The 25,965-nt window shown below is 32.6% G+C and carries 31 protein-coding genes; 16 read left to right on the forward strand and 15 right to left on the reverse strand.

What is annotated here, in order from left to right; translation table 11 throughout:
- Positions 1-18 precede the first annotated feature (18 nt).
- A complete protein-coding gene (locus ACQW5G_RS03920; protein WP_429971759.1) occupies positions 19-480 on the reverse strand; it encodes a DUF3021 domain-containing protein in 462 nt (153 codons plus the stop codon).
- The gene (locus ACQW5G_RS03925) at positions 480-923 is read right to left on the reverse strand and encodes a LytTR family DNA-binding domain-containing protein (RefSeq protein WP_429971760.1); all 444 of its coding nucleotides are present in this window, start codon (positions 921-923) and stop codon (positions 480-482) included. The genes ACQW5G_RS03920 and ACQW5G_RS03925 overlap by 1 nt, the downstream gene beginning before the upstream one ends.
- Before the next feature lie 210 nt (positions 924-1,133).
- Between ACQW5G_RS03925 and trhA the strand changes: the two genes are divergently transcribed.
- The 4 genes from trhA (at position 1,134) to ACQW5G_RS03945 (ending at position 4,388) form a co-directional block, all read left to right on the forward strand.
- On the forward strand, positions 1,134-1,781 hold the full coding sequence (trhA, locus tag ACQW5G_RS03930) for a PAQR family membrane homeostasis protein TrhA (protein WP_429971761.1): 648 nt from the start codon (positions 1,134-1,136) through the stop codon (positions 1,779-1,781).
- A gap of 300 nt (positions 1,782-2,081) precedes the next feature.
- Complete coding sequence (locus ACQW5G_RS03935) at positions 2,082-2,948, forward strand: MetQ/NlpA family ABC transporter substrate-binding protein (RefSeq protein ID WP_429971762.1); 867 nt, start codon at positions 2,082-2,084, stop codon at positions 2,946-2,948.
- Positions 2,949-2,959: 11 nt separating this feature from the next.
- Positions 2,960-3,670 carry a gamma-glutamyl-gamma-aminobutyrate hydrolase family protein gene (locus ACQW5G_RS03940; RefSeq protein ID WP_429971763.1) on the forward strand — a complete coding sequence of 237 codons (711 nt, stop codon included), beginning with the start codon at positions 2,960-2,962 and terminating at the stop codon, positions 3,668-3,670.
- A gap of 118 nt (positions 3,671-3,788) precedes the next feature.
- The gene (locus tag ACQW5G_RS03945) at positions 3,789-4,388 is read left to right on the forward strand and encodes a helix-turn-helix domain-containing protein (protein ID WP_429971764.1); all 600 of its coding nucleotides are present in this window, start codon (positions 3,789-3,791) and stop codon (positions 4,386-4,388) included.
- Here the strand turns inward: ACQW5G_RS03945 and ACQW5G_RS03950 are convergent.
- Complete coding sequence (locus tag ACQW5G_RS03950) at positions 4,375-4,599, reverse strand: helix-turn-helix transcriptional regulator (protein WP_429971765.1); 225 nt, start codon at positions 4,597-4,599, stop codon at positions 4,375-4,377. The two genes, ACQW5G_RS03945 and ACQW5G_RS03950, sit on opposite strands and share 14 nt — an antisense overlap.
- A gap of 151 nt (positions 4,600-4,750) precedes the next feature.
- Entirely contained in the window at positions 4,751-5,464 is a 714-nt protein-coding gene (locus ACQW5G_RS03955) for a CPBP family intramembrane glutamic endopeptidase (protein ID WP_429971766.1), read from the reverse strand.
- Positions 5,465-5,986: 522 nt separating this feature from the next.
- Between ACQW5G_RS03955 and ACQW5G_RS03960 the strand changes: the two genes are divergently transcribed.
- Positions 5,987-6,634 (forward strand): CPBP family intramembrane glutamic endopeptidase, encoded by a 648-nt coding sequence (locus ACQW5G_RS03960; protein ID WP_429971767.1) that lies wholly within the window; start codon positions 5,987-5,989, stop codon positions 6,632-6,634.
- Positions 6,635-6,676: 42 nt separating this feature from the next.
- On the opposite strand, the gene ACQW5G_RS03965 is transcribed toward ACQW5G_RS03960, so the two are convergent.
- Entirely contained in the window at positions 6,677-6,937 is a 261-nt protein-coding gene (locus tag ACQW5G_RS03965; protein WP_429971768.1) for a hypothetical protein, read from the reverse strand.
- 183 nt (positions 6,938-7,120) lie between these two features.
- Here ACQW5G_RS03965 and ACQW5G_RS03970 point away from each other — a divergent pair, with 183 nt between their 5' ends.
- From ACQW5G_RS03970 to ACQW5G_RS03995, 6 genes are all read left to right on the forward strand, one after another.
- A complete protein-coding gene (locus ACQW5G_RS03970; RefSeq protein ID WP_429971769.1) occupies positions 7,121-8,173 on the forward strand; it encodes a hypothetical protein in 1,053 nt (350 codons plus the stop codon).
- Between the two features lie 25 nt (positions 8,174-8,198).
- The gene (locus tag ACQW5G_RS03975; RefSeq protein ID WP_429971770.1) at positions 8,199-9,215 is read left to right on the forward strand and encodes a zinc-ribbon domain-containing protein; all 1,017 of its coding nucleotides are present in this window, start codon (positions 8,199-8,201) and stop codon (positions 9,213-9,215) included.
- Positions 9,216-9,378: 163 nt separating this feature from the next.
- Positions 9,379-10,716 (forward strand): uracil-xanthine permease family protein, encoded by a 1,338-nt coding sequence (locus tag ACQW5G_RS03980; RefSeq protein WP_429971771.1) that lies wholly within the window; start codon positions 9,379-9,381, stop codon positions 10,714-10,716.
- A 62-nt stretch (positions 10,717-10,778) separates the two neighbouring features.
- On the forward strand, positions 10,779-12,110 hold the full coding sequence (gene guaD / locus ACQW5G_RS03985) for a guanine deaminase (RefSeq protein WP_429971772.1): 1,332 nt from the start codon (positions 10,779-10,781) through the stop codon (positions 12,108-12,110).
- 1,299 nt (positions 12,111-13,409) lie between these two features.
- Positions 13,410-13,793, forward strand: coding sequence for a GtrA family protein (locus tag ACQW5G_RS03990; protein ID WP_429971773.1), 384 nt, complete (start codon positions 13,410-13,412; stop codon positions 13,791-13,793).
- 44 nt (positions 13,794-13,837) lie between these two features.
- On the forward strand, positions 13,838-14,083 hold the full coding sequence (locus tag ACQW5G_RS03995) for a HigA family addiction module antitoxin (RefSeq protein WP_429971774.1): 246 nt from the start codon (positions 13,838-13,840) through the stop codon (positions 14,081-14,083).
- A 63-nt stretch (positions 14,084-14,146) separates the two neighbouring features.
- On the opposite strand, the gene ACQW5G_RS04000 is transcribed toward ACQW5G_RS03995, so the two are convergent.
- A complete protein-coding gene (locus ACQW5G_RS04000; RefSeq protein WP_429971775.1) occupies positions 14,147-14,803 on the reverse strand; it encodes a hypothetical protein in 657 nt (218 codons plus the stop codon).
- Positions 14,804-14,961: 158 nt separating this feature from the next.
- Between ACQW5G_RS04000 and ACQW5G_RS04005 the strand changes: the two genes are divergently transcribed.
- Positions 14,962-15,819: a metallophosphoesterase gene (locus ACQW5G_RS04005; RefSeq protein WP_429971776.1), complete on the forward strand. Its 858-nt coding sequence runs from the start codon at positions 14,962-14,964 to the stop codon at positions 15,817-15,819.
- A gap of 105 nt (positions 15,820-15,924) precedes the next feature.
- Here ACQW5G_RS04005 and ACQW5G_RS04010 read toward each other — a convergent pair whose 3' ends face one another.
- The 9 genes from ACQW5G_RS04010 to ACQW5G_RS04050 all read right to left on the reverse strand — a co-directional run bounded on the left by ACQW5G_RS04010 (position 15,925) and on the right by ACQW5G_RS04050 (position 22,532).
- Positions 15,925-16,836, reverse strand: coding sequence for a hypothetical protein (locus ACQW5G_RS04010; protein WP_429971777.1), 912 nt, complete (start codon positions 16,834-16,836; stop codon positions 15,925-15,927).
- A 38-nt stretch (positions 16,837-16,874) separates the two neighbouring features.
- Positions 16,875-17,114 (reverse strand): hypothetical protein, encoded by a 240-nt coding sequence (locus ACQW5G_RS04015; protein WP_429971778.1) that lies wholly within the window; start codon positions 17,112-17,114, stop codon positions 16,875-16,877.
- Positions 17,115-17,232: 118 nt separating this feature from the next.
- Positions 17,233-17,820: a hypothetical protein gene (locus ACQW5G_RS04020; RefSeq protein ID WP_429971779.1), complete on the reverse strand. Its 588-nt coding sequence runs from the start codon at positions 17,818-17,820 to the stop codon at positions 17,233-17,235.
- Positions 17,820-18,284, reverse strand: coding sequence for a hypothetical protein (locus ACQW5G_RS04025; protein ID WP_429971780.1), 465 nt, complete (start codon positions 18,282-18,284; stop codon positions 17,820-17,822). The genes ACQW5G_RS04020 and ACQW5G_RS04025 overlap by 1 nt, the downstream gene beginning before the upstream one ends.
- A gap of 168 nt (positions 18,285-18,452) precedes the next feature.
- A complete protein-coding gene (locus ACQW5G_RS04030; protein ID WP_429971781.1) occupies positions 18,453-19,046 on the reverse strand; it encodes a hypothetical protein in 594 nt (197 codons plus the stop codon).
- 48 nt (positions 19,047-19,094) lie between these two features.
- Positions 19,095-19,763 carry a hypothetical protein gene (locus tag ACQW5G_RS04035; protein WP_429971782.1) on the reverse strand — a complete coding sequence of 223 codons (669 nt, stop codon included), beginning with the start codon at positions 19,761-19,763 and terminating at the stop codon, positions 19,095-19,097.
- 227 nt (positions 19,764-19,990) lie between these two features.
- Positions 19,991-20,533, reverse strand: coding sequence for a hypothetical protein (locus ACQW5G_RS04040; protein ID WP_429971783.1), 543 nt, complete (start codon positions 20,531-20,533; stop codon positions 19,991-19,993).
- A 112-nt stretch (positions 20,534-20,645) separates the two neighbouring features.
- Positions 20,646-21,596, reverse strand: a complete 951-nt coding sequence (locus ACQW5G_RS04045; protein WP_429971784.1) for an L-lactate dehydrogenase — start codon at positions 21,594-21,596, stop codon at positions 20,646-20,648.
- Between the two features lie 54 nt (positions 21,597-21,650).
- Positions 21,651-22,532, reverse strand: a complete 882-nt coding sequence (locus ACQW5G_RS04050; RefSeq protein WP_429971785.1) for an exonuclease domain-containing protein — start codon at positions 22,530-22,532, stop codon at positions 21,651-21,653.
- Positions 22,533-22,710: 178 nt separating this feature from the next.
- Here ACQW5G_RS04050 and ACQW5G_RS04055 point away from each other — a divergent pair, with 178 nt between their 5' ends.
- The 4 genes from ACQW5G_RS04055 to ACQW5G_RS04070 all read left to right on the forward strand — a co-directional run bounded on the left by ACQW5G_RS04055 (position 22,711) and on the right by ACQW5G_RS04070 (position 25,939).
- Entirely contained in the window at positions 22,711-23,097 is a 387-nt protein-coding gene (locus ACQW5G_RS04055) for a YigZ family protein (RefSeq protein WP_429971786.1), read from the forward strand.
- A complete protein-coding gene (locus tag ACQW5G_RS04060; RefSeq protein ID WP_429971787.1) occupies positions 23,090-23,437 on the forward strand; it encodes a hypothetical protein in 348 nt (115 codons plus the stop codon). Before ACQW5G_RS04055 ends, ACQW5G_RS04060 begins: the two co-directional genes overlap by 8 nt.
- Positions 23,438-23,674: 237 nt before the next feature.
- The gene (locus ACQW5G_RS04065; RefSeq protein WP_429971788.1) at positions 23,675-24,469 is read left to right on the forward strand and encodes an alpha/beta fold hydrolase; all 795 of its coding nucleotides are present in this window, start codon (positions 23,675-23,677) and stop codon (positions 24,467-24,469) included.
- A gap of 186 nt (positions 24,470-24,655) precedes the next feature.
- The gene (locus ACQW5G_RS04070) at positions 24,656-25,939 is read left to right on the forward strand and encodes a 2-hydroxycarboxylate transporter family protein (RefSeq protein ID WP_429971789.1); all 1,284 of its coding nucleotides are present in this window, start codon (positions 24,656-24,658) and stop codon (positions 25,937-25,939) included.
- The last annotated feature ends 26 nt before the right edge of the window (positions 25,940-25,965 follow it).

The raw sequence follows: 25,965 nt of genomic DNA on the forward strand, positions 1-25,965 counted from the left end.
AAATGTAAAATAAACTGTTTAAATGCGTTTTTTATTAGCTTTTATCTGACTATTTATTAACTTTAGATTTTCTTTAGCTTTTTTGAAAGAATAACACCATATGCAGATATAAATGCTAATGAAAATAATTGTGAATGATACTAAAAATGAAAATTGAAGCGGGAACCAGCCTGCTAAAATTGCTAATGGTGTGAAAAGAAGATAGGTAATTATGAAATGGACGATTGTCTGTTTTGTAATACCCCAACTTTCAATTCCAAAGATTAAACTAGCAAAGGAAAATACCAATCCAATTAGAGCCCACAAAATAGTTGATGCAGCTGTGGCATTTAAATTATTTCCCCAATAATGAATAAATTGATCATTCGATGGTTGAAAATATGATAAGTGATAACTAAATGAAATTAATAGCGCGAGTGTAAAACCAATGAAGATACCATTAACTACTCCTAAAATGAAATGTTGTTTAAAAATTTTCATTATGACAATTCCTCCTTGATGGTTTTTACAAAACGGCGAGAAGCATAGGCTAACTCTCCGTTAGTTAAATTGATTTGATATCTCCCAGCCTGACTTAAAGAAAAATGATCAATTTTGTTAGTATTAATAATTTCAGAACTAGAAACCTGAATGAACATTTTGGTTGGAAGTTGGTTATTTAAAAAATAAATGCGTTCTTTAACTCGATATTTTTGTTGGTCGTCAGTTTCACAGATGACATAGTTGTTTTCGGTATAAAAACGAACTACATGGGGCAAAGAAAGCACAAATTGTTGATGATCTTGATAGCCATTAATTAACCAACTTTGGGTTAACTTTTCGATTGAATCAGATAATTGAATTAAATCATCATTTTTTTGTTGAGCGTTAATTTGGATAAATGGTTCGATAAATTGTTTGGCGATGTTGAATTTTACTTTCAAAATAATCCTCCCTTAATATTTATAACTATAAAGATAATTATTTAAATTGAAATAGTTTTTATATGATTGGTTATTTTAGCTATCTAATTGGTGCTTTTTACTAAATCTGTAACTCTTTAAATCTCAATTTGACAGTGTTTTAGTAAATAAATATCATACATTTATTAATTTTTGGTATGCTTTATCTATACATAGTAGAAGAGGTTAATTATGATAGAAAAATTCAGACAAAGTCGAAATTACAAAATTTTAAATGAAGTATTAAGTGCAATGACTCATGGATTTGGGGTAGCTTTAAGTATTGCTGGACTAGTATTAATTATTTTACGTGGTGTCCAAGTTGGGGGAGCCATGCGAATTACCGCATTTTCCATCTATGGTTCAATTTTGGTGTTATTTTATTTAGCGTCAACGTTGTTTCATAGTTTATTCTTTACGAAAGCAGAAAAGGTTTTCCAAATCTTTGATCATTCTGCGATTTATTTACTGATTGCGGGAACGTATCTTCCATATTGTTTGGTAACGATTGGTGGGGTACTTGGTTGGACCACTTTAATTATTATTTGGGCCATGGCAATTGCGGGAATTCTATATAAGTCATTGTATGGAAACCAATATCCGATTGGTTCAACGATTATTTACGTCGTAATGGGATGGATGTGTTTGATTGATATCTGGCCACTTTGGAATGGCTTATCCCATGAATCATTTTTCCTCTTACTTGCTGGGGGGATCGCATTTACTTTAGGTGCCGTTATTTACAGTTTTAAAAAGATTTTATTTGGCCACGTAATCTGGCATTTGTTTGTCATGTTAGGGACAGTGTTAATGTATTTTTCAATTTACTTGAGTGTTTAAACTTGATTCCAAAAATGGAAAATGTTTAAATTTATATAAATAAAAAACGAAAGGAGAAAGATTAATGACAAATTCAATGAACATGCTTGAACAAGGCTGCTGTGCTTGTACATGGTTATAATGTTCGTTTAGATACGGATGTTATAGCATCTGTATCTAAGTAGAGTAATTTTGTCATACTCAGTTTAGATACAACTTAGAGTTAATCTAACTGGGATCATAAACTTTCTTCAAAAAGAAAACCAGTTAGGTTAACGTTCGTTAACTTAGCTGGTTTTTTACATATAAAGGAGAATTAAAATGAAAAAAAGTTTAAAATGGATTATTGGAATTGTGATTGTCTTAGTTGTCGGATTTATCGGTTACCAAACCTTTGACCATCATAATACTGCTTCAAGTAGCAAGACGATTACGATTGGTTCTTATGGACCTGATACAGAAGTTTGGGAACATATCGCTAAGATGCCAGAAACTAAAAAAGCTGGTTTGAACTTGAAAGTTAAGGACTTTGCGGATGGAGTTTCTTTAAACAAGGCAACAATCAACGGCGAAGTTGACGTGAATGCCTTTCAAATGTACAGTTATTTGAAATATTTTAATGCTCAAAGTAAAAACGGTAAGCTTGCTCCATTAGGAACTACTTATCTTGAACCAATGGGTATTTATTCAAAGCAATACAAATCAATCAAAGATTTGCCTGAAGGAGCAACAATTGCCATTTCAAGTAACCCAGCGAACACTTCACGGAGTTTGAAATTACTTCAAAGTGCTGGATTAATTAAACTAACTGGTGATACTAAAGGTGGATTGTATGGAACTAATAATGTTTCTGATAACAAGAAAGACCTTAAACTTCAATTAGTTGATGATCACATTGGACCACGTTTATTGAAAGATAAAAACGTTGCTGCCGTGGTCATTGGAAATACAATGGCACTTCAAAGTGGTTTGAACGTTTTCAAAGATTCAATTTTCCACGAAAAATTAGACCAATCAACTAAGAACAATATCAATGTTTTGGCTACTAATGCTAAAAACAAGAATAATCCAGATTACAAGAAACTAGTTAAGCTTTACCACAGCAAAGCGACACAAAAATATATTGAAAATAAATTTAAAGGAACTAAATTGGACGTTAACAAGCCAGTTAGTTACCTTGAAAACTAGGAGTGACACGATTGAAAATTGGAATTCCCACTAACATTAATTTGTTACCGACTAAAAATTTTAATTTAGATAAAGCTAATTATACGGCTGACGTATTTATTAATTTATTGGTAAGTCATGGGATTACGCCAATGATTATTCCACTAGTTCCAAATGACATGGTAAAAAGTTATGTCGATGAAATTGATGGGGTAATTATTCCGGGTGGTAATGATATCACACCAGCATTATTTGGAGAAAAGCCCCATGCTAAGCTGGGAAAAACTTATCTTCCCCATGATGAATTTGAAATTCAGATTATTAATGATGCGATTGCAGATAAGATTCCGGTCTTGGGAATTTGTCGTGGTCATCAAATTATTAATGTGGCTTTAGGTGGAAGTCTGTATCAGGATTTAGCTAGTCAACAACCCAATGTCCATGAACATAATCAACCAGAACCAGCTGGGGTTTCCGTACGTCAAGTTACAGTTGATAAAGATAGTGTGTTAGCTAAATCAGTTGGAACTCATCCAATTGTAAATTCTAAGCATCATCAGGCTGTAAAGGATATTGCGAATGGCATGAAAGTAACTGCTTATTCAGACGATGGAGTTGTGGAAGCAATGGAAAATGCGGATGCTAGTATTATGGGCGTTCAATGGCACCCAGAATTTCTTTGGGAAAACGATCCAATTGAAGAACAAATATTTCTTGATTTCTTTAAACGTGCTGCAAAATAAAGAGAGCCGAAATTTCGGCTCTCTTTTGTTATATACACGTGTAATGTTATTGGGTATACTATGGGAATAATTATATACACAATTGTTTTTACAATGAAAAAAGTTGCGAGGTATCTACGTGAGTCTACAAACCGAACTCCAAACAGCACGGAAGAAGAGTAATTTAACTCAGGAACAAGTTGCTGAAAAACTACATGTTTCAAGAAAAACCATTTCTAGTTGGGAAACTGGAAGAAACAGTCCAGATATTGAAACATTGAGTAAATTATCTGAAATTTATCAGATAAAATTTGAACCATTATTAGGACAAAAAGAAAAAGTGTTAGCTAAGAATTATAAACTAAAATATAAATTTAACTTGGTTGAAATTTCTTATTATTTTAATATATTATTTTTATTTTTTAACATATTTAACCTATATGATATTTTTGTAGTTCCGTTTGCGGCGCCATTGCTAACTATTAATATTCTTATTTATACTGTAATTAATCCTGGTTGGAAGTTACAATTCAAAAAAATATTTTCTGATATAAATAGTTACTTTGTTACATTAACCTTTGCTTTAATTACGATTCCGTATTCTATAATTTCACTTGAAAATATAATGGAACATAAAGAGATATATTTGTCTGGATATATAGCTGGCTGTTCAGTGCGAGAGTTGTTCATGATTTTAGGATTTTTGATTGCATTGTATATAAAACCTAAACGGGATTGATTAATATTTCATTCAAACTTATGTCAAAAATGTTTGAAATTGTTAGTAAAATATCAATATCTGGTAAACGTCGCCCGATTTCATAATGCGATAATGTACTTTTACTAACACTAATTTTTTCTGCTAAATCTTCTTGAGTCATATTATGTAAAAAACGTAATTTTTTTAAATTTTTTCCAATATGGCAACTAGATAATTGATCTGATTTCATAAGCTAACACCTCACATATCTTTTTTTATAATATACGGGGAAAATGGTAAACTATAAAGCTATTTTTAATTTAATAGCATTTTTAAGACAATGTAACATCAAAATAGACAAAATAAAGAGGATAATCTGAAAATTATCCTCTTTATTTTGTCTATTTTAAAACAGGTTTTAAAATTATTAATCCTATTATTGTGTAAAGGAAAACCGAAAGGACGGTACAAACTATTACTGATGGTGTAACTGTACGAGATATTTCTGATGTTGTGGGCAGTAGTGATAAAAATGTATCAATTGTAAAGTGAACAAATATTGGGATTACTAAATTTTTTGTTCTAATGTACAGACAAGCAAACATAATTCCCATACCGAAAACTTGAATCATTTGAAATAAGGTAAAAGTGATGCTTTGAGTTGAAATGTTTACTATATGTACTGCTGCAAAAAGTAACGCAGAAATGATAATTGGTAAATAAAATTTCGTTTTGTAATTATTTGAATTTTTAAAAATGAATAGCAATAACCCTAAAATTAAACCTCTGAATATATATTCTTCAGGAATACTAGCAATTAAACCAATTGAAATTGCAGAAATTATATTGCTTTGATTAAAAAGACACATTAATCCTAAAATAATACTCAAAATTATGATTATTTGTCTAGTTATCGAACTCAGCTTAAAGCTGATATTAATCGGTTGTTGGATAAGGTATTTATTTGCTATTACAAAATAAATTATTAAACCTATTTTACTTACTATAAACAACGGTAGATTATTTATGTGGATGTTACAGTGAATCATGAAAATTTGATAAATAATAATTAAGGCAATAATTAGTAATATTTTTTTGTATGCGGTTATTTTCATAAATATCTCCTTTGGTATTGTGATATTAATTTATCATGAATCATAAAATTATAGGTATACGAATTGTAGATACATATAAATTAACAAGATGATAAAATTATATAAATTAAGAACGGGAGATATTTTTATGCATTATTGGAAAATATTTATGAGTAACAATATAGGAATTTTAAATAATTTTACTATAATTCTTTTTGTAGTCTCAGTATTTATTCCGGATTTGAAAAATAAATTTTTTAAAGGAAAGTATAAAAAATTGATAGCTGTGTTGCAATGGTTATGCATGGTAATTGGATTTATAATTTTGATTAATATAACAGCGTTTTTTGTTATTAGATCTCATGGGGGTTAGTTATGGATAAAACAATTGGATTATAAACATCATGTTATTTTCTTCGTGTATGTTGATATTCATTCCGTATTTCCAAAAAAATAAAAAGAAAAAATATTTATACATTCCGATTTTAATGATCTGTGTTTTTCTTGGCTTTGGAGTTGGTGTGGTAATAGGTCTTAAATAGTATGAAAATTTTAAAAGTGTTTTTTAATTATATTTTGGTTGCATTAGTTATTTCGATACCCGCTGCTATACCAGCTATGTTTAAGAATAATACAATTGCTTTTTACACAGCCACAATAGTCACGATTTGCATTTCTTTTAGTTATGTATATTTTGAAAATAAAAATTATAAATTTGGTCTGTTTTATCTAGAAGGTTTTAAAAATAAAAAGATTATTTTATATGGAATGATCATCTTGTTAGTAAATCAATTTATTTTTATTGTTTTATCAGCTAATGGAATAGTTGCCGAACGATCAAGATCGGACTTATATGCTGAGTTTTCGGGTAATGCGTTCTTACTATATACGTACTTTATAGTTATCGGTCCAATTGTTGAAGAAGTATTTTTTAGGGGAATATTCTATAAAATTCTATTATCTAAACAAGAAATGTTGAATGCCCAAAATAATATTTTTAATAGAAAAACTATGTTCACTATATTAGTTAATATGATTTTGTTTTCATTTTTACATAAGCCAGAAGGGTTGGCATGGATATTTTTCCTAGTTGGTCCATTTGTCTTATCGATTAGTTATTTAAAAACTGATAACTTAAAAGTTCCAATCTGCTTACATATCTTTAATAATCTTGTAGCAGCTTTACTATAAAATTTATCCAAAATAAAAAGAGCCTTAATCGGCTCTTTTTTGTTAGGCTTCTTCTTTAGCTTCTTTGAAGAAACAAACGTATTCGAATGCTACTAATGCAACTGTTGATAAAGCAGCACCAACGATACCTGAAACTGAGTAAAGACCCAAGATAGCAGTAATACCGATAGCTGTAACAGTTACGATTAATGACCATTTTTGCATAGTAGTAAGTTTGTTGATTTCACCAGCAAAACTAGTACCTAAAGCACCGGCACCGATGAAAGCAATCATACCAATTAAGGCGTGTAAAAAGATAATCATGATTAAAATCCCCTTCAGCTTTTTCCGTGAATCCGTACTGCACGTTACTTACTTCATTATAATATAAATAGTGCAGTTAATTAATGATTATTTATCTTAAGATAAACTTTATTTTTTAAGTAAACTCGTGTATAAATACTAATAACAGCCGTTTTTAAATTTTATATACATAAGGGAATAACTATGAAAAAAATATTAATGATTTTTGCAACACTTATGATGGTAATGGGATTAGCTGCGTGTGGTAATCAAGAAAGTTCTAGTAAGAAAACAACTTCTGAATCAAGTAAAACGCAAACTAAATCCAAGACTAATGACACTAAAACTAGTGATTCTAAAACCGAAAAGGGTCCGATTCCTAGTGAATTTGTTGGTAATTGGTATCAACAGGATACTAAGAACGTCATCACAAAAGATAGCTTTACAACAGTAAATAAGAGCAATGGCTTTACTTATACGTTATCTAAGGATTCAAAACCGATGCCATTAGATGTGTATTCAAAGGATGGTTTGGAATACTTTAGTAAAGGAACATTAATGGGCGCTAAGGGTGATCAATGGAATCCAAAGGGTGAGCAACTTCCTTATTGGTTAGCTACTATGACCATTGATGGCAAAAAACAAACGGTATTAGCTAATTTTGCTAAAGGGCATATCGAGGTCTTAACTAAAACACCAACTACTAAAGACTATTCATTTGAACTAGCTGATAATGTAAAAATCACTGGATTACTTCCAATTAAAGATTTAGATAAAGTGCAAAAACAATCTGATTCAACAACAACTACAAGTAGCAATGGGAAAATACCAAGTGAATTTGCTGGGGATTGGTATATTGGTAAGAACCTATATTTTAAGATTACAAATAATAAAATTATGGATGCCGGTGAACCAATTAACGTAAAAGTTTCTAAAAATGCTAATGGATCATATAAGCTTGGAAGCGCAACGTATGCCCAAAGTATAAATTATGGATTTTCAGCTGGTAATTTTTGGACTGCTCAATGTAATGTAAATGGGAAAGAACAAAATGTTTTAGCCATTGTCTATGATGGAGATATTAATAAAGGTGGACAAATCTATATTGAGATCGCAACAAGTAGCCCTACAGACGGTGAGTTTAATATCAAAACAAATGATATGAGTCAAATTGGTGCTAAAGACTTAGGTACCGCAACATCTTCATCTACTACTAGTTCAACAGATAGTAGTTCTAGTCAATCTTCAAATAACTAATAATCCAATATAAGGAGTTTAAATTATGAAAGAATGTCCCAACTGTCATTATGAAAATAATGATGATACTAATTTTTGCGTGAAGTGTGGTACCAAATTAGGTGCACCAGTTACTCGAGTAAGTAAAGAAAAAGATTCTCAAAATGATTTAGAGAAGAAAATTGCTGATCTTGAATCTAAATTAAAAAAGCAAAAATTAGAAAAGAATAGTGTTAATATTTTTGAAAGAATTAGTTTTACTGAAGATCATTTCCGAAAAATTGTAGCCTTTTCTGAGAAAAGTAGTATCACAATCTTAGCCTTTTTCATTTTGGCAGTTATTTTAGATCCATTTAAATGGCTTTTGTTAATAATTTTAATGCTAATGCTTTATCTTTATCCTTTGTTATCAAATGAAACTAGTTTTCCATGGGAAACAAAGATTCATGACTGGTTAAATAATGATGATAAAGTTACTAAAAAACATGAACCACTTTTTGAAGAAGAAAAGGTGACACACTCAAAGCCAGCATCTACTACTACCAGCGAAACTGCTCCAAATAAAACTGTGGAATTTAAAAACAGTATCAAAAAGACTGGTTTTTCATTTAATACTGAATTGTGGCTAGGGTTAATTTCACTAGTGATTGGATTGGTCTTATATACTATGGGACAAAGTCAAACCCAAGATGTTAGTTCACAAGTACTATCAGTATTCCAAAATGGTTCATTAAATAATGGCGGTTATTTATATGTAATTGGTGCCGCACTTACTGAATTTGGTTTATTAGCAACCGTTGGTGGATTGGTAAAAGGATTCACACACAATTTTTCGGGTGGTTTAGGACTTAAAGTTGTTGGTGTATTAGTGCTTATCTGTTCAGCAGGAATGGCAATGTATGTTTACGCAAATCCTGTATCATCAGCAATTAGTGCATATCAATCTGGAGCAAGTATTGGTGATATGCAAAATCTAGTCCAAGTTGCTAAATTAATTCCATGGATCGCTGGAATTATTTACGCCATTGGAATTGTTTTAAACTTAGTGAAAAAAGATAAATAAGCATTCAAAGAATACTTGCGGGTATTCTTTTTTTATATAGTTATTTCGAAAAACACGAACAATAATCTTTGATAACATTGTAAAATACGGTTTACAAAGCAAAATACAGATGTTAAGATTACATTATTGAAAAACGTTAATTTTAAAAAGGTGGAAACAATAAATGACGAAAACAGATAATGAAAGTTCATTAATTTATGGCCCCAATGACAACGTCCCAGCTGGACAGTCAGCTTTACTAGGTTTGCAACACGTCCTCGCCATGGATGTGTATGTTCCCCCCGTTATCATTGCTGGATTATTAGCAATGGGAATGGCTGAAAAGATGAGTTTGATTCAAGCTACTTTCTTAGCAGCCGGAATTGGAACTATTTTACAAACTAAGTTCTTTATGAAGATGCCAATTTCAGCTGGTCCTTCGTTTGTTCCAATTGGTGCAATTGTTGGTGTTTACCTTGCTAGTGGTGGGGCACACGGTGGAATGGCTACCGTAATTGGATCATTAGTTGTTGGTGCGATTTTGATGATTCTGTTAGGAATGACCGGAATTTTCCAAAAAGTAATTAATGTTTTAGTACCTTCAATTGTTGGTGGAACCATTATTACTAGTGTGGGTCTATCATTGATGCCAGCCGCTTTAAACGATAATATCTTTAAGGCTCCCGGAAATATTAATCAAAATATTATTTTGGCATCAGTAACTGGATTTGTTCTTTTATTCGCTGTTTTCCTTGGTTTATATTTCCCTAAAGCAAAACACTTCTTCAAAGTTGGCTCAATTATCCTAGCTTTAGCTGCCGGAACAATTGTTTCTACTATGATGGGACTCTTTGATTGGAAAGCCGTTGGTGAAGCTAAATGGATTACTTTCCCAACCTTTAATGTTTTCCATTATGGAATGAGTTTTAACTTTTCAGCAATCTTAACTTTCATCGTGATTTACGCTGTTATTACTGCTGAAACTACTGGTACTTGGTTTGCGATGAGTGCCGTAACGGATGAAAAAATTAGTCCAAAGCAATGGAACCGTGGAATTATTGGTGAGGGAATTAGTTGTATCATCTCAGCTTTACTTGGAAGTACCCCAGTTACTAGTTATTCAACTAATGCTGGTGTTATTTCAATCACTGGGATTGCTAGTAAAAAGGTTTTCCTTAGTGCTGGTGTTTGGTTTATTGCACTTGGTTTCTTAGGCAAAGTTTCAGCTTTCTTATCAGCTATTCCTGCCCCAGTTATCGGTGGAGTATTTGCGATTATCTGTGCCACAATCATGTTAAACGGTTTGAAAGTTATCAAGGGACTTCGTACTAGTGAACGTGATTTATACGTAGTTGGAATGCCACTTCTTCTTACTATGGCAATGATTTTAATTCCTGCTACAACAGTTAAGGCTGCTCCACAAATGGTCCAATACGTGCTTGAATCACCAGTTGCCGTTGCCGCAATTGCCTGTGTGATTTTAAACTTAGTAATGCCAAAACGATTAGATTACGAAAAATAAAAATTAACTAAATAGCACAGTGCTGAAAAGCATTGTGCTATTTTAATAGAAAGGTTTACCTGATGAAATTAGCAATTCAAGGTTCTGGATATACATCAAAAAATAAAGATGCAATCGAATTTTTAAATCAAGTTTTAGTAGTAGTTGCTGACAATGGAAAAATTGAACGAGTTTTAAAACAAGCAGATAAAGACTACGATAAATATTTGAATCAAGCTAAGCAAGAAGATAAATTAGTTCAGTTAACTGCTAATCAATACCTCTTACCTGGATTTATTGATACGCATATTCATGCCCCACAGTGGCCTAATGCGGGACTAGCTTTAGATAAACCTTTAAACGAATGGTTAAATGAATACACTTTTCCACTAGAAGCAAAATATAAAAATTTAGATTTATCAGCAAAAGTTTACGATGATTTAACCAGGCATTTATTAGCACTGGGAACCACTACTGCTGTATATTTTGGAACAATTTATCCAGAATCTAATTTAGTTTTAGCAAAAATGTGTAATAAAAATCATCAACGAGGATTTATTGGTCAAGTAGCAATGGATGATCCAGATATGAATCCTGAATATTATCGTGATAGTTCAGCTGAGGATAGCATTGAGAAAACGCGAAAATTTATTGAAGCCCTTCAAAAGCAAAATGAAACTAATACCATCAAACAAACACCGATTATTACACCGAGATTTTTACCTAGTTGTAGTTTAGAAGCGCTAAAGGGATTAGCTAAATTAGCAGATGAATATGATTTACCAATTCAAACCCATTGTAGTGAAAGTAATTGGGAGAATGGATATGCGTTGGAAAAATATGGTAAACGTGATGCAGCTGTTTTAGATGAATGTGGCTTAATGACGAACCGTAGTATTATGGATCATGGAACTTTGTTGAATGAAAGTGACTTTGATTTATATGAACAAAAAGGCGTTTCAGTTGCCCATTGTCCGATTTCAAATGTGTATTTTGGCGATGGAATTTTGCCAGTAAAACGGATTTTGAATCATCATGTGAATATCGGACTTGGAACGGATATTTCTGGAGGATTTTCTCCTAGTTTATATGACAATATGAAACAAGCAATTTTATCTTCACAACAGTTACAAAGTGGGGTAGATACTAGAATTGAAGCTGATAAACGTGGCGTTCCAGATAGCCGAATTTCTGCCAAAACTGCTTTTTACTTGGCTACGGTAGGTGGTGCAAAAGCAATTAATTTACCAACTGGTGAAATTAAACCAGGGTATTTAGCTGATCTTCAAATTGTAGAAAATCAACCCAAACCGTTTCAACCAGCTAGTTCAGATGATATCTTTGAAAATTTAATTTATGCTACAACTCAAAATCAAATTAAATCTGTCTATGTTGAAGGAATTCAAGCTAAATAAAAAAGACCCGACAATTTTGTCGAGTCTTTTTCGCTCTTATAGAGCAATTCACATATTCGAAGGATAGATAATAACATTAGTAATTATGATGTTACTTTTCTCATCACATTTGCTAATGGGCAAGTGGTGCTTCAAGATTATTGGGGTGCTAATCTTGAAGCTTGATATTGACGTACCCACAGTGGCTGATTAAAAATAGTTTCATACCAAGACCTCCTAAGATCATGATTGAATTTTAACCTACCTAAAAGCATATGAACATCGGGATAGCTTTTAGGCTACATATAGATGAATCCACTCCGGGCTGCACCGAAACGATATAATTTAAAGAATGCTTTCATAAGATTGTCCTCCTTATTTTAAGGTGGAACTCAAAGTAAACTTTGAGTTAATTGCTCAATCGAATTGCATTTCGCACTAGTAACAGTGTTGCCACTTTACTCAACATTGCTAGCTAATGTGTTCGGTGGGTCTCAAAACTAAACTAGCTAGTCTTGAGACACCATATAGACAAAACCACTCCGGGCAATACCAGCTCGGCAACGATTTAATAAAACCAATGCTTTCATAATTTTGCCTCCTTTAAACTAAAGGTCGAGGATGAAGGCTTTTTACTATTTCCTTTTCCTCACTATTATTATAACATCTTTGTAAGCGGTTACAATAATAAAGCTCATACCTTAATCACACAATGTACAAGTGGTGTTTTGAGATTGTAAAGGTGCTAATCTTAAAACTTGATATTGACGAACCTACAATGATTGGTTAAATAATTAATCTACTTAAAAATTTATGAATATCAGGATAATTTTTAAGTTACGTAAAGTAAATCATCTAAGGCTGCACCAAAACGCTATAATTTAAAGAATGTTTTTATAAAATCAACATTCGCATTAGTAACAGTGTTGCCACTTTATTCAACATTGTTATTAACGGGTTTGGAAGGTCTCAAAGCTAAACTAGCTAGTCTTGAGACACCATATAGACAAAACCACTCTGGGCATTAACTGCTCGTTGACGATTCAATAAAACCAGTACTTTCATAATTTTGCCTCCTTTAAACTAAAGGTTGAGGAATAAGGTTTTTTGCTTCTTTCCTTTTCCTCACTGTTAGTATAACACCTGTGTAAGCGCTTGCAATAATAAAGCTCAACTTTTTTATAAAAATAGATATAATTAAATAAAACAGTAAAAGGAAACGAATTATTAATGAAAAAGTTTATTTTTGATCAACGAATTAAATTTTTATTCTGGGGAATTTTAACCACAATTGTATATTTTGGAGCTTGATTTGGAGCAATGACTATCTTTACTAATCCAGAGATACCAGTAGTGATATCCGAATTAGCATCGATAATTTTTGCTTTCTTTGTAAATAAATATTTTGTTTTTAATGATGAAGTGCAAACTAAACCATTTTGGTATCAGTTACTTAATTTTAGTTTAGGGAGGGCTTTTTCGATGATAATTGATTTAGTTTTTACGTACATCATGATTTCCAAGTGGCCAATATTTTTTATCAAAGTGATGGGATTAGAATGTATAAACTATAGTAACGGAGTGTGGAACCATTTGGGGATTCATAATGCGGTGGGAATGAACAGTTTAATTTCGATATTATTGATACAAGTGATTATTACGGTGTTTAACTATTTTATCGGTAAGTACTGGGCGTTTAGCTAGTAGGTATGTTAAAATTTTCAATTATAATGATTGGAGTGTTTAAAATGAATGAAAAAATTCCAACACCTAAAATTAGTGAAATTTTATATGAGGAGTTTATGGAACCACTTAACATTTCAGCTTATTTTTTAGCTAAAAACATTTCAGTTCCAACTTCACAAATTCAAGATTTATTGCACGATCGTCGAAAAATAACGGCTGATACTTCAGTTAGATTAGGAAGATTTTTTGGAGTATATGATAATTTCTTTTTGAATTTACAAAATGATATTGATATTAGAAATGCTTAATTATGAAAAAAGTCGATTATCGTAACTATTATGTGTTACGATAATCGACTTTTTATTTATTTTTTACCAGTTGTGTGAATAAAAATCAATGATTGGAACTTTATTATCTATTAGGTAATTTCCAATGCCTGTTTCAATAGAGCCATTTTCTTTTGTGGTCATTGATTGGTTATCTTTACTTTTAAGAGGGAATGCTAAAATGAAACTTTCATCGTATTTCATTCCTAGTTTATGAAGCAAGACACCAGCAGTATTAAATGACCAACTGCCATCTTTATCCTTCTTTGTGTAATCTGCTGAATTAGAAGGAATTATAAAGTTGATATCATTACTTTTAGCAACTACTACAAGTCTATCGTTTCCTTCATTATCTTTAGCGAATTTCATCCATACAATATCGCGTTCATCTGATAGATTATTTTTTGACATTAAGTTCTTATAAAAGATACGATCTAAGTCTTGCTTCTTGTAGAAGTCACTTACCTTAAATTTATTGTTCGTTAGTTTAGAAATGTATGAATTATTCACAATTGGGTTTGGAACAGGTTCTATATTTGCAGAAGTAAGAAATCTATTTGTTAATTTAATGATTTCATCAACAGATACAGTTTTCAATTCAAGTTGTTCTTTTGCTTTATCGAGTCGGGTAGTATTGTCATATCTTACAGAACTAGCTTTTCCACCTAATCTATGTGCTTCAAAATATTCATTTATATTCATATCATTCTCCTTAAAAATTAAGTAATTCATTCTACAAGAAACATTGTACCATTAATTTCGAATAGGGTACAGTATTTTTCTTAAAAAACATTATATTTTCTTACATTACGGTTGTGAATACTGGTACTAAGTAGTATTATGGATATAAAGGACAGGTGATGATCATAAAAAAATACGCATTTATAAGTGATATCCACAGCGATATCCACGGTCTTATGAATATTGAAAAACTTAAAGAGTTCAATGACCCAGATACACAATTCATCTTTGTTGGTGATTATATTGACGGTCCATATCAGCCAGTGATGGGCGGCATTAAAGTGATCCGGTATGTAAGAAAACTTGTAGATAGTGGTAAAGCAATTGCCCTTCAAGGAAACCACGATACTTTTATGACCGGAACAGCTGATGGGAATTTAAATGCTTATCAAACTTGGGCAATTAATGGTATGACGGAAACCCTTAAGTCATTTGGAATTACTGAAACCACAGAACGAGACATTAGAAATACGTTAAACGCTAAGTATAAATCTGAAATTGAGTTTCTAAAGAGTCTTCCATTAATTTGGATCAATAAAAATATCATCGCAGTTCACGCAGGGATAGAGTGGGGAGAGAATTTAACCACCCAAAGTGAAGATGTCTTTCTGTGGATAAGAAATCCTTATTTTTACGAAGATCCATTTGAAAAAGTAAATCCCAAATATCATCATAATGATACTAATAAGATTATCGTTTCAGGGCATACTCCAACTATGTTATTAAAAGGAGAGTTTAAGTCACCTGTTAAAAGTTTGAAGAGTCGAATTAGTTCGCCAATTTATAGTTCATTACTAAAAGCAGATTGCCCAATTGCTATTTTACAATCTGATAAAAACGACATCCCACGTTATATGATTGATGGGGGAGAAAAAGCAGGCATGAAGGATAATTTAAACGTGCTTGTGTTAAATGAAGATGGTAGTTATGTACGTGGTGGAAAAATTAAGAGTCTCGTATTTGAACAAAATAATTAACCAATAGACGATGGAATTCTGAAAGGATTCTATCGTTTTTTAGTTATACAAAAAAGGTACTATCAACATTAATTAATCCTTGTTGAGAATACCTTTAACCTATTTTTATTGTTTTTCAGTCCATAAAATATCCCGAGTAGTATTTAATGATGTTTCAAACCAGTTTTTCACATCATCAACTTCTGAACTACTGTAAATTGGATTAGTATAATTACGTAATAAGTCGAAAATTCCGTCTGAATCAATTTCAAGTAAAATATTATCTTTACCAGTATATTGGGCGATAAAACGACGGAAGGCTTTGGCTTCTTTTTTAGCTGCTTGCCAATTCATATCTTCCATTAAATCACGTTGGAAAGAATCGCCCCAATCAAATGGAGGAACTAGTTTATAATCATCCCAGCTTTCAAATTCTGGTGACATTAAACCCATATTTCCAGAATTATTAAGCCGGTCGACATTATTGATAATTGAATCAAATGACCATAATTTGAATAAGTCTTCGGAGAAATCTACGCCAGAATCTAGTTGATACCACTGGATTTGTTTATCCATAATGCCGTAATCAGCGTCTTCTGTATCATAGTCACTATCAATAGTTTCATTACGATGACGATAATCATTAGTGATATCAAAGAAGGTTCTTTCTTGATAATCGTCTTCTTGATATGAATTAGATTCTGTACAAGCTTGCCAACCAGTTGGAGTTAAGATAACTTTTGAACGATATTGAATCATGTCACGAAGATTAGTAAACTTCAAAGCTCGGGAAATCAAATCCTCACGTAATCCCTGAAATTTTGGTGTAAATTCACCAGTTTCCGGATTAGTTTGGCCATCGTCGATTTTAATAAACCGCATTTCTTCTCGTGGATAATTATCACCATCTGTAAAATATTTGTCAGTTAATCCGCCAAGCGAATGTTCGGCCTGATGACGATTAGTCAATCCTTCATCAGTTGGAATTAAGATTTGTTCTTGGGGTAGGTTTTGCCATTTTTCTGGTAGTTTTTCCATTAAATATCCTCCTGTAATTGTATGAATAATTTTTTTGATTATTCTACAACTGTAAAACTAAGCTTATCCTTCACTGATTTGAAATTGGGATTAACGTCTGCATTATCTCTGACCCGATCGAGCATAAAAGTAGTAACTCGCTGCATATCAGCACCGTTAATGGACTTTGCAGCTTGTGATCGATCATCTAAGTCCGATTTTTTATCAGGAAAAACAGAACCAATGTATTCTCCATCATTGAAAATCTTGATTTCTTTGGCATTCTTAATATTTTTCATATGATCTCTCCTTCGCAAGGAACACGTTATTCTTACAATTTATAGTATACTATATTCTTAATATTTTGTATACAAAAATGGAACATTTATCAATGCTCTTGAAATGTTCCATTAACGTTTATTCTTGTTTAAGTTTATTTTTTAGATTATCTAAGAGCATATTGATTTGCTCTTGAGTGACATCAATTAATGCAAGCAATTCAGCATTACTTTTAGAACCATTGAAATCAATAGCCTTAGCTATTTTGGATTCATCAATTACTTCTTCTGGATCAACCGGAAATCCTTTATCTTTAATTTTTTCACCGTAAAATTTATCATCTTTGAGATAAGCTGCTTTAAGTAATTCACGGATACAAACACCAACAGTTACATAATTAGCCCCAAGAATAGGGGGTAAGTTTTTTCTTAACTCTTCAATCTCTGTTTTAGTATCTTCATTAATTTGAATTTTAAGAATCTTAGCACTAGGCTTAATTGCATGGTCAAATCCTTCTAAAGCTGGCATTGGGACCTCATGAATTGCCTTCCAAATTTCTGCATAATTATAGTTTTCAGTCCATTTGGCATCTTCAAAGGCGCGGTTTAAACAATCACCTTTAGTAACATTACCACCGATTTTCTTTTCATAATCAAGTCGCATTTTGTCTAATAATCTCGCTGTTTCCATCGAGATCCGTGCTTGATAATAACTTGTTGCTGCCATTAATTGTTCTCTTCTTTCATATCGTTAATCTTTTTAAAATCATTTTCTGATAGACAACCTTTTTTACCATCAGGGACGATAAATTTAAGGTTAGCTGGAACTTCTGATGGTTTCACTGCAAAAGCATCGTTATCAGCATTGATTACCAAATCATCGGGGTGTTCATTTGCATATTCAACTAAATCTGGCAATTTATTCCAACTAGCATCGGAACTATCCCTGAAAGTAAGGTATCCATCCGTTTTAAAGCCCATTTCTCTAGCAAGTGTATTCGCAAAATAACGTTTTCGATGAGTTGCCCAGACAATCGAGTTGTTGGGTTTGCTAGCAAAGTCTTTTAATCCATCCACAACGTATTTTGGAGCGGCCATTTGGACTCCCATTTCGTCAACGGTAACGGCGTCTGGTCCTTTGTATGATAAGGGGCATAAAGTGTCATCGATATCTAAAAGCAAAATTTTCATCTGTTTTCCAACCTTTCGTACGTTGCCTATCGTAATATCCTAATTATACCATGTATGAAGAAATATCGTGTCATTATTGTCAGTAGTAAAAACCCAGTGTTTTCCTGAATATTACATTAATTTGATAACAAAAAAGGCATAGTCCTCTGACTATGTCTCATATTAATATTATCTGGCGACGGTTTTGTCGTCGTCAAGGTTTTTAGTACTACCATAATATGAATTCCAATGGCCAGTTTCCATATGAACCTGATCTGTACCTACTGGTTGTACCCTTACATACCAATACATAGTTTTAGGTTTATTGGTAATGTCATCATCAGATGATGGATTTTGTGCAGGTTCTGTTTCTGACTTAGTTTTTACTACAATTGAACCATCATCTGCTTTAGAAGCTTCTGAAGCTAAGTAAGGATTATCTGGTGATGGATAATTTTTATTAGCTAATGCAACTGCTTCATCGATTGTTAAAGTTCCGTCCGTTTTGTTGGATGAATCATTCGTTGATTGCTTAGAAGAATCAACCTTAGCATTTGCTGATGTATCTTTAACACTTGCTTGCTTTGAACTTTCTTCGGCTTGTTTTGCTTCGTCTTTCTTAGTCGCTTGTTGTTTACTATCTTTTTTAGGTTTGACTTGTTTTTCAGTCTTAGTGTTATCTTTTTTATCATTTTTAGTAGAGTTTTCACTTCCACAGGCAGCCAGTGAGACTGCGATAGTTACAGTTGATAATAGTAATGCAATTCTTTTTAGATTCTTCATAAGATGAGTTCTCCTGTGTAGTCAGTTATTATAATTATTGAGAGGGTATTAGATTCGCTTTAAATCCGAGTCATATGTGTAGTATCTATTTTCAAAGCGTTTTAGATTATCGACTCTTTCGGCAAAACTGGTACAAGTACTTCCATATTCAATTGAAGGGGTAAGTTTATTCGTGAAAGCATCGATGTTTAAGATTAAATTATCGTTGGTAACAACCTGACGTGCACCTGTCAGATTATTAATGAACAAAAGGCCAGAATAACGAATATCGAAGAACTCTTGTAAGGCATCTAGTTCAAGGCTGATTGGAACCTTAATCCGTGGGCCACCGTTTTTCACATCGACCTTAATGATTCTGAATGCATTTCCACAGATTGCTTGCCAGTCAGAATCAGAATTCTTAAGTCTAATTTCAAAGACACTATCACCAGTATTTACTGAGAAGTTTTCAATGAAGAGAAAGCCCTTTGTTATTGAATAGTGATGAGCAAAAGTTTCACGTGAAACATGGTTAAATAGCTTAACTACATGTCCACTAATAAGACCAGAGGAATCATCTGAACATAGAAATGCATTATGTTTGCTATCAAATGCTGGGCGGTCAGCTCTAAAATCTGAGTAGTAGATTCCTTCTTTCTCACTCCAAGTTTCCCAGATGTCATTTTTATCTGGGGTTTGGTTGAATTTGGTGAACACAAGCACGTTATTGTTATTCATATAGCACTCCTTATATGACAAAAGTTACTGACGATATGATTACTAAGTTTCTGTAACGATTAGAATTATATTATTGTTTCTTACACGTGTCAATAGAAAATGTTGAATTTATTATAGAAAATATAATAAAAATGCAGAAAACATGTGAGATATGCGCCATATCAGCAATCTACTTCTGATTAATTTTCTGAAAATAAAAAAGAACCCGAAAAATTTCGAGTTCTTTTTTACAATTTTGGAATATCAAATGGAGCGGTTGCCATAATTGTTAATAGATACTGGGAAAAAATTTCTGGTTTATCTGGAATTGGAGATGAAATCCAATAATCCAAGGCAGAAATTAAAGATTGACAAAAAATGAAACAAGCCATTTCTTTGGGCATTTTATCTGAATGATAATCTTTAAAAACGTTTTCCATAGCCCAGTCATGGTATTTATCATGCAAATATTTTAACCAACGGCCACGTAAATCAGAAGTATACATAACTTTTAATTTATCCCGATTTTCATATAGAGCCACTGGGAAAATTTTAATAATATCAGTTAACGTATTAGCTTTTTGACTATTTTTAGAAAAAGCCGACCAAACATAACGATTGACGTAGATATTAGTAAAATTCATTAAATCAGCAAAAGAATCAAAATTATTATAGAACGTTTTACGTGATAGGCCACTTTCATCGCAGAGTCCTTTGATCGTAATGTCGGATAGCGGTTTGGCACTAACTTGATTAAGAAATTCATCAGCAAATTTTTCTTTAGACTTCATCGTGCATATCCTCCATAATTGTTATTTTGTACAACCTTAAGCATATTAATTATGAGCAGAGAAGACAAGAAAAAAAGCTTCAAGCTGAAATTAGCTTGAAGCTTTGATTTTATTATTGAATGTTTTGCATTGCGTCATGCAAAATGTTTTTAATTTCTTTTGCAGATTTAGCCATTTGGGCATTTCCGTTATCACTAAGGGGAATTTCTAATACTGAGGCAATTCCATCAGCATTGATTACAGCAGGGGTACCCATATATAAATCTTGTAGTCCATATTGACCTTCGATTGGGGCACCAACGGCTAGAATAGCATTTTCATTTCGTAAAATAGCGCGTGAAATTCTGGTTAGTGCTGAAGCAACTCCATAGAAAGTAGCTCCTTTTTTGTTGATGATTTCGTAAGCTTTCTTACGAGTATCATCTTCAAGTTGAAGTAAGTCTTCCTTGGAAACACCACGTTTAGCAGCGTATTCAAGCAATGGAACATTTCCAATTGTAGCTTCGTCTAAGTCAGCAAATTCTGAATCACCATGTTCACCTAAAACATAGGCATTTACACTTTCAGGGGCAATGTTGAATTTATCAGCAATGGCAACCTGGAAACGACCAGTATCAAGCGAAGTTCCTGAACCAATTACTTTTGATTTAGGAAAACCTGATAATTTTTGGGTCGCATAAGCTAAGATGTCAACGGGATTAGAGGCAATTAAGAAAATACCATCAAATCCGGATTCAACAATTGGTTTCACAATCGTAGATAGGATTTTGAGATTTTTACTAACTAAATCTAAACGCGTTTCACCTGGTTTTTGGGGGGCACCAGCAGTAATAACGACTAAATCAGCATCCTTACAATCTGAATATTCTCCCGCATAAACTTTTGTTGGTGAAGTAAATGGAGTAGCATCTTCTAAATCTAATGCATCACCTACAGCACGTTCCTTATGTCTAGTTACAATTACAAATTCTTCAGCAAGTCCTTGTTGCATCATTGCAAAAGCATAGGCGGAACCAACTGCGCCATTTCCGATTAAAACAACTTTTTTATAATTTTTGGTCATTAGAAGTCCCTTTCAATAAAACATTAAGCAATTCTATAATCATAGCACAATTGCCTATGAAGCTAAATTCTGAATGAATTTTTGATTAGAATTAGTAAATGCTTTTTGTAAAATGATATTTTTTAGATCAGGTAGATCGATAACTTGAATTTTATCACCATGTTCGATTAAAGTCTTAGCATTAGCAATGTTAGTGTCATCAAATTGACTGGCCAATTCTGGTTTTTCCATAATTAAGTAGTTAGTTTTAAATGACGCATTAGTAGAAACTGAGCCACCAAATTTACGAATCGTTTGGGTAAGCTTAGTCTTAGAAATTTCATCAAAATTACCGGCTAATACAAATTTTGTTCCAGCAATTACATGGGGCACTCCATCTTTTGGATTGGCAACTGCATGGAGTTTATCATCACGAAGATGTTTGTAAACCGCTGCGGTGGTTACACAATCATTCAAAGCATTATGGGATACGTTATCAATTCCAAAATATTCTTTTAGAGTTTGTAAACGTTTGTTAGCTAAAAACGCCATTTTGGCATTGGCTAATTTCAAAGTATCGATACTTGAAATATCTGCTTTATAGAAATCATTTGCAATTAAAAATTTAATGTCGAAATTAATGTTGTGACCAACAATTGGTAAATCCCCAACGAATGTTTCTAATTTGGGGATGACATCAGCAATCACGGGACTATCAGCAACATCGTCATTTGTAATATGAGTTAAATGTTCGACAAAACTGTTAATTTCGGAATGTTCTGGTTTAACCAAGGTATTAAAAGTAGCAACTTTTTGATCATTTTGGTATTTAATTGCAGAAACTTGAATGATTTCACTATTTTCAACTGATAATCCAGTCATTTCTAAATCAACGACAACATAGTCTTTAACAGGAACTCTTAAATGGTGACGTCTAATTTTATTTTTGTTTGGCATAATATACCTCCTTTTTCATTTTTTTGTTAAATTGTAATTAATATAATTGAGTAATAGTGCAGTGTACCATATAAAAGTGAAATTGTCGACAGTATTCTGTACCTGAGCATAAAACAAACTATTATTTGATTCAACTTTTATACTTAGATTAACCAATATTTTTTTAAGGAGCAGACAAATGAATACGGAAATGGTAACCACTAAACTTGTAGCCGGAAAATCAGATTTTATTGCTTTTGCTGAACCAATCAAAAACATGAAGGAAGCTCAAAGTTTTGTCACTAAAATTGAAAGTAAGTACCCCAAAGCAGATCACGCCGCCTACGGATACAGTTTTGATGTCAATGGTAAACAGATTACACGAGCTAGTGATTCAAAGGAGCCAAAGGGGAGTGCGGGACGAGCAATCTTGCAAACTTTGCAAGCCGAACAAATGCCAAATACCGCTATCATCGTCATTCGCTTTTTTAGCGGCATTTTTCTAGGTTATAAGAATTTATTTAATACTTACAAACAGGTCTCAACAGAAGTGTTGGAAAAGCTAAAGGAGCAAAAACATGCCTAATGAGAATTTTCACCTTAAACGAAAAGAAAGATTTGATAACAAAGTAATTCTAGATTTAGCCTATTTGCTAGTCGATAAATGTCATCTTCATGTTGTCCATGTTGGTTTGTTTAACCACGAAGAATGTGTGACTTTAAACAGTAAGATTGATAAAGTTTTGGATACCGAATATACGTTAGATTATTTAAAAGAAAAGCAGACGCAAATTAACAGCATTACATTAGCTAAACCAGATTCAAATGAGGCACTTGAGATTAAACGAAATGGAACAATTACTACGAATAACAAGCGATTATTTACCCAAAGTGAGGTAGTTGTGAAGGCCTATTTTAGTTACTAAAAATTAAGAGCCATTTTTACAACTTTAACGGCTGTTTGTGTTATTGTGTAGGCGTACAGAACGGTAGTCAGTATCTCCGATTTTAAATATTGTTTAAGTTTGTAATGATTTTTTTGACTAGTAATTCAATTACTAACATAATTTCTGACTACCCTGTACAAACATCCGATTAGTCGTCCTATTTATCAGCATGATAGGGCGATTTGCGTTACATAAAAAATATTATTAGGGGTTCACATGAAATTTTATACTTCAGATCAAGTCGAATTAGACTATGACGATTGCGGAGCAAAAAATGATCCGGTTATCATGATTCTTTCTGGGATTGGTGCTTATAAAGAATCTTGGAAGGCAACCGTCGCCTTTCTAGTACAACATCATTACCGCGTAATTAATCTTGATGCGAGAAACCAGGGAAAATCAGAACATACCAATAAGGGGTTACGAATTTCCCGTCATGCAGTTGATTTGTATGAGTTACAACAACAGCTTGAAATTAAAAATCCAATTTTAATGGGAAACTCTATGGGAGCATCAACGATGTTTGCATATGTTTCGTTATTTGGATCAGAAAATATCAACGGCATTATTGATGTTGATCAAAGTCCCAAAATGATTAATGATACTAATTGGCAATTTGGCTTTAAAAATATCACGTGGGATGATTTCTATTTTCAATTACAACAACAATTTGGAAAATCAACGTTTAAAAACATTGATAACCAATTATTTAACGAGATGCAGGAATTGAAACGTGATTTTCCATACGACAAAAACTTGAATTTTCCATTGTTGTTAGATCATGCAACCCAAGATTGGAGAAGCATCATTATCAATCTCCACTGTCCGTTATTGATCGTTTGTGGAGCTAATTCACCATACTTTAATCCTCAATTTGGACAAGTTGTTTCCAATTTTTCGGATAGTGTTGAAACAATTTCGATTAATGATGCAGGTCATTTAGTAATGGATGAACAACCAGAAAAATTTAACGCCGTGATTTTAGAATGGCTAAATAAAATAGACAAATAATGAAAAATGTTCGATAAAATTAGACAAAAAGCTAATTTTATCGAACATTTTTGGTTTTTCGTTATTACATTAACAATGCTTATGTATGGTATGAAAGTATTCTATAAAGAAAAATATTTACTTTGTGATAAATAACACATATAATGTGATTGTTTATAAATTCACACTTTTTTTGGAGGAAATGCTATGAAGAACATAGTAAATAAACTTGAAAGTTTTAAAATTGATGGAATTGGGTTAATTGCTTATGCAATTGCCGCCGTTGTATTTTTACTAATTATCCATTTAAAAATGCTACCAGCTAATATGCTAGGTGCTTTGTTTACAATGGTTATTTTAGGAAATGTTTTATACTACCTGGGTGCTCATCTACCAATCTTTAAAAGCTATTTAGGTGGGGGAGCGGTATTTGTACTGTTTGGATGTGCGATTTTAGCAATGACTGGTATAGTTCCAGCTTCAGTAGTAAATACAGTTAACTCATTTGTAAGTAAAACTGATTTTCTAGACTTCTTTATTGCTTCATTGATTGTTGGAGCTATTTTGGGAATGAATCGGAAGATGTTATTGAAAGCTTCAATTAGATTTTTACCAGTCGCCTTTCTTTCAATGGCCATTGCCTTTTTGGTTACGATTGGCGTTTCTCAATTGATTGGAAAAGGATTTAGATATGGTGCATTAAATGTTGCTTTCCCAGTCATGGGTGGTGGTATTGGTGCTGGTGCGATTCCACTTTCACAAATTTATCATAATTCATTAGGTGGATCTGCCGCTGATTACCTATCTAACTTATTGCCAGCTGTTATTTTAGGAAACATTTTTGCAATCATGGGTGCTAGTTTATTATCAAAACTAACCGAACATAGTAAATTGAATGGTCATGGGGTAATGATGCCTGGTGACAGTGATAAACAAGTTCGAATTGACCCTAAAATTACATTCCAAAAGATGGGTGTCGGATTGCTATTTGCTTTAACATTCTACATGGTTGCCGTCATGCTTAATGGTGTGTTCCCTAAAATTAATGAATACGCCTTTTTAATCCTCTTAGTAATTGTCTTTAAAGCAACTGGTTGGGTACCTAAGTATTATGAAGAATCAGCCGTTACTTTCAGTAATTCAGTTACAAAAAACTTAACTCATGCGCTTTTAGCCGGGGTTGGATTAACTAAACTTGATTTGGTGGTATTATCACATTCATTAACTTGGCAATTTGTCTTATTAGTTTTTGTTAGTTTGATTTCAATTTCAATCGCCGCTGGACTTTTAGGAAAATTATTTGGTCTTTACCCAGTTGAATCAGCAATTACAGCCGGAATGATTAATAACTCAATGGGTGGTGCCGGAAATATTTCTGTATTAGCCGCATGTGATAGAATGAATTTAATTGGATTTGCTCAAATGGGAAACAGACTTGGTGGAGCTATCATGTTAGTAGTAGCCGGAATCTTTGTTTCCGTATTTGGATAATTAAATTGTGAAAATGTTATATATTG

Source organism: Fructilactobacillus sp. Tb1 (genome assembly GCF_050500285.1).
Taxonomy (GTDB): domain Bacteria; phylum Bacillota; class Bacilli; order Lactobacillales; family Lactobacillaceae; genus Fructilactobacillus.

Excerpts from the sequence above, each read along its gene's own strand:
- ACQW5G_RS03920 (WP_429971759.1), bottom strand. The coding sequence starts at position 480 with ATGAAAATTTTTAAACAACATTTCATTTTAGGAGTAGTTAATGGTATC.
- trhA (WP_429971761.1), top strand. The coding sequence starts at position 1,134 with ATGATAGAAAAATTCAGACAAAGTCGAAATTACAAAATTTTAAATGAA.
- ACQW5G_RS03935 (WP_429971762.1), top strand. The coding sequence starts at position 2,082 with ATGAAAAAAAGTTTAAAATGGATTATTGGAATTGTGATTGTCTTAGTT.
- ACQW5G_RS03950 (WP_429971765.1), bottom strand. The coding sequence starts at position 4,599 with ATGAAATCAGATCAATTATCTAGTTGCCATATTGGAAAAAATTTAAAA.
- ACQW5G_RS03955 (WP_429971766.1), bottom strand. The coding sequence starts at position 5,464 with ATGAAAATAACCGCATACAAAAAAATATTACTAATTATTGCCTTAATT.
- ACQW5G_RS03960 (WP_429971767.1), top strand. The coding sequence starts at position 5,987 with ATGAAAATTTTAAAAGTGTTTTTTAATTATATTTTGGTTGCATTAGTT.
- ACQW5G_RS03965 (WP_429971768.1), bottom strand. The coding sequence starts at position 6,937 with ATGATTATCTTTTTACACGCCTTAATTGGTATGATTGCTTTCATCGGT.
- ACQW5G_RS03970 (WP_429971769.1), top strand. The coding sequence starts at position 7,121 with ATGAAAAAAATATTAATGATTTTTGCAACACTTATGATGGTAATGGGA.
- ACQW5G_RS03975 (WP_429971770.1), top strand. The coding sequence starts at position 8,199 with ATGAAAGAATGTCCCAACTGTCATTATGAAAATAATGATGATACTAAT.
- ACQW5G_RS03980 (WP_429971771.1), top strand. The coding sequence starts at position 9,379 with ATGACGAAAACAGATAATGAAAGTTCATTAATTTATGGCCCCAATGAC.
- guaD (WP_429971772.1), top strand. The coding sequence starts at position 10,779 with ATGAAATTAGCAATTCAAGGTTCTGGATATACATCAAAAAATAAAGAT.
- ACQW5G_RS03990 (WP_429971773.1), top strand. The coding sequence starts at position 13,410 with ATGACTATCTTTACTAATCCAGAGATACCAGTAGTGATATCCGAATTA.
- ACQW5G_RS03995 (WP_429971774.1), top strand. The coding sequence starts at position 13,838 with ATGAATGAAAAAATTCCAACACCTAAAATTAGTGAAATTTTATATGAG.
- ACQW5G_RS04000 (WP_429971775.1), bottom strand. The coding sequence starts at position 14,803 with ATGAATATAAATGAATATTTTGAAGCACATAGATTAGGTGGAAAAGCT.
- ACQW5G_RS04005 (WP_429971776.1), top strand. The coding sequence starts at position 14,962 with ATGATCATAAAAAAATACGCATTTATAAGTGATATCCACAGCGATATC.
- ACQW5G_RS04010 (WP_429971777.1), bottom strand. The coding sequence starts at position 16,836 with ATGGAAAAACTACCAGAAAAATGGCAAAACCTACCCCAAGAACAAATC.
- ACQW5G_RS04015 (WP_429971778.1), bottom strand. The coding sequence starts at position 17,114 with ATGAAAAATATTAAGAATGCCAAAGAAATCAAGATTTTCAATGATGGA.
- ACQW5G_RS04020 (WP_429971779.1), bottom strand. The coding sequence starts at position 17,820 with ATGGCAGCAACAAGTTATTATCAAGCACGGATCTCGATGGAAACAGCG.
- ACQW5G_RS04025 (WP_429971780.1), bottom strand. The coding sequence starts at position 18,284 with ATGAAAATTTTGCTTTTAGATATCGATGACACTTTATGCCCCTTATCA.
- ACQW5G_RS04030 (WP_429971781.1), bottom strand. The coding sequence starts at position 19,046 with ATGAAGAATCTAAAAAGAATTGCATTACTATTATCAACTGTAACTATC.
- ACQW5G_RS04035 (WP_429971782.1), bottom strand. The coding sequence starts at position 19,763 with ATGAATAACAATAACGTGCTTGTGTTCACCAAATTCAACCAAACCCCA.
- ACQW5G_RS04040 (WP_429971783.1), bottom strand. The coding sequence starts at position 20,533 with ATGAAGTCTAAAGAAAAATTTGCTGATGAATTTCTTAATCAAGTTAGT.
- ACQW5G_RS04045 (WP_429971784.1), bottom strand. The coding sequence starts at position 21,596 with ATGACCAAAAATTATAAAAAAGTTGTTTTAATCGGAAATGGCGCAGTT.
- ACQW5G_RS04050 (WP_429971785.1), bottom strand. The coding sequence starts at position 22,532 with ATGCCAAACAAAAATAAAATTAGACGTCACCATTTAAGAGTTCCTGTT.
- ACQW5G_RS04055 (WP_429971786.1), top strand. The coding sequence starts at position 22,711 with ATGAATACGGAAATGGTAACCACTAAACTTGTAGCCGGAAAATCAGAT.
- ACQW5G_RS04060 (WP_429971787.1), top strand. The coding sequence starts at position 23,090 with ATGCCTAATGAGAATTTTCACCTTAAACGAAAAGAAAGATTTGATAAC.
- ACQW5G_RS04065 (WP_429971788.1), top strand. The coding sequence starts at position 23,675 with ATGAAATTTTATACTTCAGATCAAGTCGAATTAGACTATGACGATTGC.
- ACQW5G_RS04070 (WP_429971789.1), top strand. The coding sequence starts at position 24,656 with ATGAAGAACATAGTAAATAAACTTGAAAGTTTTAAAATTGATGGAATT.